Here is a 6,563-nt window from a genome sequence, read left to right on the forward strand (position 1 = left end):
TCTTCCGTGTACTTCGATGGACGCCCCAACGGGGACACCCCTTCCTCTGGACCAACGTCCAGTCTCAGGGTGTCCACATCTCAGGGGGAAGCCCACTGCCCTGCCAGGTCCTCACCCGACAGTTACACGCCGATGAGCAGCAGCTGTCCAGGCGCCACCGTTGCCGCGCTCGTGCACGTCCTATGGGCCCAAGCCGCCACACGCGACCACTTCACATCCGGCCTGTCAGGCCGGGACGCCCAACAGGACCGCGATCGGCGATTCCTGTCAGGCCTGAGCCGTCCGGGTGTGGCGAGCGAGCGGTTCTGTCAGCAAGCCCGACGTCTGACAGAATCTGACCGTGCCTAACACGGCCTAACAGGATCTGACCTGATGGGTGGGCCATCAATCGGTGTTCGTAAAACCTGGGGCGGTTCAGATCGGTGACGGTGCCAGCCCTGACAGGGGCTGACAACGGTGTAGCGGCGGTGCGGCTTTTTCGCGGCTGTCGGCGGCCAGCAGAATTTCCGCGTGGACCGCCAGTGCTGACGCTGCGGAGAGTCACCCTTTCAGGCACGACCAACTGTTCGATCCTTCGGTCGCAGACGGAGTCGACACTGTTTGGGCGCTCGTCGCGGCCGAGCCAGCCCTGTGGTTGTCAGCCGGCGTGTGGGGGCTCGGCCGGGTGCGGCCTTGGGGGCTCGTTTGGGGGCGTCGGCGATTCGAGGCCCCACACGAGCCTTGCCGATCTGCCGTGTCAGGCGGCTGAGCTGCGGCAACGCTACCCGATAGAAACCCATCGACAAGATCAACCTATCCCGACTCCCTAATGCTTCTTAGGGACGCCAGGGGTTCTTGCCCCGGGTATGCCACGATGGAGACCTCGACTGCCTGGTGAGGTACTGCCGAGATTGCTCTGGGCCGGACTAGGATTTGCCGGCCGGGCGATGGCGGCCAGCGCGGCGCACGGCGTCATGCCTCCGCGGTTCGTCAGCGGTGAGCCCATCGAGCTCTGAAGATTGGGCAGTGTCGCATCGCGAGTAGCGTCAGGCTCGCGGTTGCGTCACAGAAGTGGTGTGCGATTTGCCCGTGATGGGCGTGTTGCGTGGATAGGAGACGGCCGCGCGATCCTTCGAGACGGCTAGGAGTTCCTAACAAATTGATCTCTGGGCCTGTCGTCCCTTGTAGGTAGTGATCTACGGTGCCGGGCTGTGAGGCGTGGTGAGCAGCCGCCGTGGATCGTGCCGGACGGGCTGTGGCAGCGCATCGAGCCGTTGCTGCCCAAACCTGAGCGCAACCCGCGGCATCCGGGACGCAAGCGGATCCCGGATCGGCAGGTGCTGTGCGGGATCTTGTTCGTGCTGCACACCGGCATCCAGTGGGAATTCCTGCCCCAGGAACTGGGGTTCGGGTCCGGGATGACGTGCTGGCGACGTCTGGAGGAGTGGAACCAGGCCGGAGTCTGGCAGCGGCTGCACGAGCTGCTGCTGGCAGAGCTCCAGGCAGCCGGCAAGCTGGACTGGCCCCGCGCCGTGATCGACTCCTCGCATGTACGGGCCGCCCGACGTGGCCCAAAAGCGGCCCGAGCCCGGTCGACCGCGCCCGCCCGGGCTCGAAGCACCACGTCCTGACCGAGGGCGCCGGCATCCCCCTGGCCGTGTCGCTGACCGGCGGCAACCGCCACGACGTCACCGAACTGCTCCCGCTGATCGACAAGATCCCGCCGGTCCGCGGGAGGCGTGGTCGGCCCCGCCAGCGCCCTGAACAGCTGTTCGCCGACCGCGCCTACGACCACGACAAGTACCGCAAAGCGGTAGGCGGCAAGGGCATCCGCCCGCGTATCGCCCGCCGCGGCCAGCCCCACGGCTCCGGACTCGGTGTGTTCCGGTGGGTGGTCGAGCGGACGATCGCCTGGTACCACGGCATGCGACGGCTACGCATCCGCTGGGAACGCCCCGACGACATCCACGAAGCCCTCACCCTCGCCACCTGCATCATCACGTACCGGCACGTCGTACGACTTTGTTAGGACCTCTCAGTCAAGCCACTCGTCTACCTGCGCGAAGCTCCAGGGATCCATGTGCCCCTCCCCCGGCCGCCGATGGATCCGTGGTCGCCTCCCTCACGCCTGTGGCCAAGGCTCACGCCCAGGGCTGCCGGAAACGGTGAGGCGGACGCCCCGCGCTCCACCAGTCCGACCCGGCAAGCGGTGGAGGTGACCGCAGCGGCGAGGTAGGCGGCCCCCTACGTCGGGGCCTGGCTGTCCTTCCCCCGTTGATCGCGTTTGCCTCCGTGGCGGGTCACGAGGCGCAGGTGTTGAGCATGCTCTGCAGGGCGGACTTCTCGCTCGATTGCAGGGTCAGACCCCAGGTGTACTTCACTGTGATCCACATTTTGCTGTAGGTGCAGCGGTAGGACGACAGCGGCGGCTGCCAGGTGGACGGGTCCTGGTCGCCCTTGGCCTGGTTGACGTTGTCGGTGACGGCGATCAGCTGCGGGTGGCTGAGGTCGTTGGCGAAGCTCTGCCGGCGGCTGGTGGTCCAGCCGCTGGCGCCGGAGCGCCAAGCCTCCGCGAGGGGTACGACGTGGTCGATGTCGACGTCGGAGGCGGCGTACCAGGTCGCCCCGTCGTATGGGCTGTACCAGCGGCCCGACACCGCGGCGCAGCTGCTGTCGGTGACGACCGAGGTGCCGTCGCGCTTGAGAACCGTCTCGCGGGTGTTACAGGTCCCGCTGATCGTGATCCAGTGCGGGAACAGGTCGCGGGAGTACCCGGTCATCGAGCCTTCAGATTTGACGGTCAGGGTGTTGAGCTGCGACTGTGCGGTCGACTTGGACGGGATGCCGGGCGGGGTGGCCATGGCCGGCTGGGCGTTGACCGCTACCAGGCAGAGGCCGGCAGTGATGGCCGCGGCTGTCGCGGCCATGCGGCGCCGCCAGGCCAGGGATCGGGTGGAGACTCGGGCTACTCGCATGAGGGCCTCCCAGGTGACCGTCGTGGATAGCGACCATCTCGACCGATCATGTCTATCGACGGTCATGTCTGTAAAGGGGCGGGAACCCTTCTGCGAAATCCTCCTCGTCGCGTCCCGCGGCAAGCAGGTCGGTCCCGTCGCCGAACGAGGTGACGAGGGTCCACGAAGAGCGAGGAGTTCGAAGTCCGGGCCGAGAGGCGGGACCCAGGACACCAGAGGGCGGGATGCCGGGTGGGCCAGCGCCCGCAAGCAATTGCCCAATTTGCGGAGGTTACCCGGACGGACGACGTCGAGGACGTCGATCGCCCAGAACGAGTGTCCGCCGACTGGCGTCGGGTTGGCGATTCTCGTCGGCGTCACCGCCGATGCGGCCGTAGACCTCCTAGATGAGGCGGGTGGATGATCGGGCCCGTTTGGCAACGGCGCGGGTGGGCTGATCCACCGTTCACGGCCGTTTCCATCGACGACTGCGCCAAGTTACCGGTCCGCCACTAGCCGCGACCAGGCCTTGTTGATAGTCCTCAGGGGACTCGCTGAGTCCCGTTGGTAGGACTGCGGTCGCGACCGCTAGGAGAGGCAGGTCAGCTGTGCATTCTGTCGAGTTTCCCCAATCCACAAGTCCCGCCGGCCCATCGCGTCGTTTCCTGAGGCGTCGTATACGAGTGAGGCGGTTCCGTCGGCTCGTCTCGACTGTCGTGTTGGCCATGGTCGTCGCCGTCGGCGTCGTACTGCCCGTCTCGCCAGCTATCGCGGAGGAAACCGTCTGCGGCCCCTGGTCGAATGAGCAGGACTTCGTCGACACCGTCGGCGAATGGTGCCGTAGTACCTGGCTTGTCGACCCTGGAAAGGGCAACCTGAACAGCCGCCAGCAGCTGCTCGACAACGCCGACCTGTACGCGGCGTACGGGTTCTCCCGGCAATGGTTGTGGTACGCCCACGAGCGAACCCTGGTGGTGCCGGCCGGCTCGTCGCAGGAGTGGGTGAGCTGCACACCCGGGCACGCCGGCCCGGTGTGCCCGATCGGCTCGCTCCAGCAGCCGCCGCATCGGATCCTCAGCAACTTCACCGGCGGGCCGGTGGAATTCCACGTGCTGGAGTTCGCCGGCTCCGTCATCGCCCGTGCCTGCGGCAACTTCTGGCACCCGCCGAACGTCATCGAGCCCGTCCCGTGGCTGACCGTGGACAAGTACGACGACCGCAACCGCAATGGCGTTCGGGACGCCGGTGAAGGCCCCTTGTCGGGGTGGAGCTTCCGGATCAACCGCATCGGAAGCCGGGTCGGACAACCCAACGGCCGCGTCGGGAGCGTCGTCACGGGCGCCGACGGCCTGGCACGCTTCGACTTCGCCGGCTCCGGCCCAGGCACCTACCTGGTCGAGGAGGTCGGGCAGGACGGTTGGGCGCCCACGACGCCGGCCAGTCGAGTCGTCGAGGTCCCCGAGGGCATCGGCAATGCTCAGGTCGGCCACGTGCAGTTCGGCAACGCCGAAACACGCGCCGACCTGGTGAAGGCGGAGTTCGGGCTCGTGGATCCGCCGCAGCGGCTGGAGGCCGGGGAATCCACCGACCTGACCGTGCGTGCGGTGGTGCGCAACGACGGCCCCGCCGACGTCACGATCGACGACGCCATGACCGTCGAGGTGCCTGCCGACTGCGTTGCCGAGCCGGCGCAGGCCAACGTCAGCCGGCCGTTGACTCGCGGGCAGTCGGTGACGCTCGACTTCCGGGTCCGAGTGCGTTGCACGCAGCCGTCGTTCCATCCGATGACATTCACCGACCGGCTGACCGTGGCCACCGGAGGAGTCATCGATCCGGATCTCGGCAACAACACCGTGGCGTTCGAACATACCTTCCCGGTGTTCCACCGCGCCGACATCCAGCTCGGCGATACCGAGATCACCTGCGCGGAGCGGGCAGACGTCGGTGAGCAGTTCCAGTGCTCGATCACGGCAGTCGTCACCAATGCCGGCCCCTACGGCCCAGTCGATACCACCGTCAGCTTCGACCTGCGCCCGCCGGCCGACTGCGAGGCGACCAGCGACGACGCCAATACCCGCCTGGCCTTGCCCGTCGCCCAGCCGCGCACGGTCACCTCAACATGGCGGCTGAGCTGCACCCAGCGCAGCTACCACCCCATCGCAGCGGAAGCATCGGCTGTGCTCGAGCACCTTCATGTGGAAGACCCGATCACCGGGAACGCCGCCGCGACCGCGACGACCGTAACCGAGATATTCCAACCGGCGGACCTGTCCGTCGATGCCCTCGACGTGAGTTGCACCGAACGCGAGGTGAACACCAACGCCTCTGCCTGCACCGCCCGCGCGCTGATCCGCAACGCCGGCCCGGCCACCGCCGTCAAGACCCGCACCGATCTCACCATCGGCACCGCGAACGACTGCGCCGCCGTCGCCGAAGGCCCCGACAGCCACCTCGTGACCCTCGACGAAGATGCTACTGCGACCGTCACGACGGCCTGGCGGATCACCTGCACCGAGACCAACCGGCACAGCGTCTCGGTGACCGCCCGGATGACGACCGACGAACCGCACGCCGAGGACCGGTCGCTGGCCAACAACACCACCACGACGGTGTGGAACCCGGTGGACGCCAAACCGCGGAGCCTGCCCAGCGCGGTCAACATCGGCAAGGAAGGCCTGCTCCCCTTCGCCGTCCTGTCCACCGCCGACGTCAACGCGCTCACCGATGTCGACCGCGACAGCCTCCGCTTCGGTCGGACCGGCACGGAGGACAGCGTCATCTCGTGTGCCCCGGAAGGCGAGGACGTCAACGACGACGGCCGACTCGACCTGATCTGCCGGGCCGACACCCAACGCACCGGCATCACCTGCGACACCACCGTCGCCCTGCTCACCGGCCAGCTCACCACCGGCGCACGGCTCGCAGGCGAGGACGACATCAAGGTCGTCGGCTGCAAGAAATAAGCCCTAGCTCAGCAACAGGACGGGCGGAGTTGCCAGGTACGGCACCTCGGCCCGTCCTGTGCCCATCAATCGAACCCGCCGACAAATCAGCGAGGACTCGGGCTCGGCCGTCGTCAACTGGTTGACGCCACCGCGGGCAGCGGCATCCTGGAGCTATCTCACCCTGATTTCCAGGCCTAGCTCCTCAAATGCTCGCGGCCGGGTAGCGCTCGCCTGGTCCCGGGCTCTGAACGCTTAACCGATGTCATGCGGGTGTCCGCAGCGGTGTACTGGACTAGTGGCCAGGTCCTGAGGCTGAGGCGAGGGTCCTCGACTGAGTCGAGTTCCGATAGCGGCCGCGATGATCGTCGGCGAGAGGTTGGACACGGGGTCACCACTAACCCGGGCTGCTGGTAGGAGGGGTTATGGCCCATCCGGATAGGCAGGAGCAACGGTCGCCCGAGCGGTCCGCGCAACGCTGGTGGCCGGTCGGGAGCATCGTTGTGGCATGCGTCGGAGGCCTGGCCTGGCCCGGATCGCATTTTGGGGCTCAGCTTGGGTTTGACTGGCTCGACGTTGTGGGACAGGGGTGGTGGTCACGTCCGCGTTGGTGGTGTAGGAGACGGCCATCGCGGGATCCGGTCTGATGTTATGCGGCGATCGGGGCGGGGTTGGGCTGGTCGGTGTC

The 6,563-nt window shown here is 67.2% G+C and carries 3 protein-coding genes; 2 read left to right on the forward strand and 1 reads right to left on the reverse strand.

Translation table 11 applies throughout. The features are described from left to right. Nucleotides 1-1,217: 1,217 nt before the first annotated feature. A protein-coding gene (locus ACGFI9_RS37760) for an IS5 family transposase (RefSeq protein ID WP_393185994.1) occupies nt 1,218-2,008 on the forward strand; the annotation gives its coding sequence in 2 pieces (ribosomal slippage) (nt 1,218-1,551 and nt 1,551-2,008; 792 coding nt in all). A gap of 271 nt (nt 2,009-2,279) precedes the next feature. On the opposite strand, the gene ACGFI9_RS37765 is transcribed toward ACGFI9_RS37760, so the two are convergent. Then, nucleotides 2,280-2,954, reverse strand: a complete 675-nt coding sequence (locus ACGFI9_RS37765; RefSeq protein ID WP_393185990.1) for an HNH endonuclease family protein — start codon at nt 2,952-2,954, stop codon at nt 2,280-2,282. Nucleotides 2,955-3,658: 704 nt separating this feature from the next. Between ACGFI9_RS37765 and ACGFI9_RS37770 the strand changes: the two genes are divergently transcribed. Beyond that, nucleotides 3,659-5,896 carry a hypothetical protein gene (locus ACGFI9_RS37770; RefSeq protein WP_393185992.1) on the forward strand — a complete coding sequence of 746 codons (2,238 nt, stop codon included), beginning with the start codon at nt 3,659-3,661 and terminating at the stop codon, nt 5,894-5,896. Nucleotides 5,897-6,563: the final 667 nt, after the last annotated feature.

This window comes from Micromonospora sp. NPDC048930 (assembly GCF_043197935.1).
Lineage (GTDB): Bacteria > Actinomycetota > Actinomycetes > Mycobacteriales > Micromonosporaceae > Micromonospora.

Coding starts and splice junctions, on each gene's coding strand:
- ACGFI9_RS37765 (WP_393185990.1), bottom strand. CDS start 2,954: ATGCGAGTAGCCCGAGTCTCCACCCGATCCCTGGCCTGGCGGCGCCGC.
- ACGFI9_RS37770 (WP_393185992.1), top strand. CDS start 3,659: ATGGTCGTCGCCGTCGGCGTCGTACTGCCCGTCTCGCCAGCTATCGCG.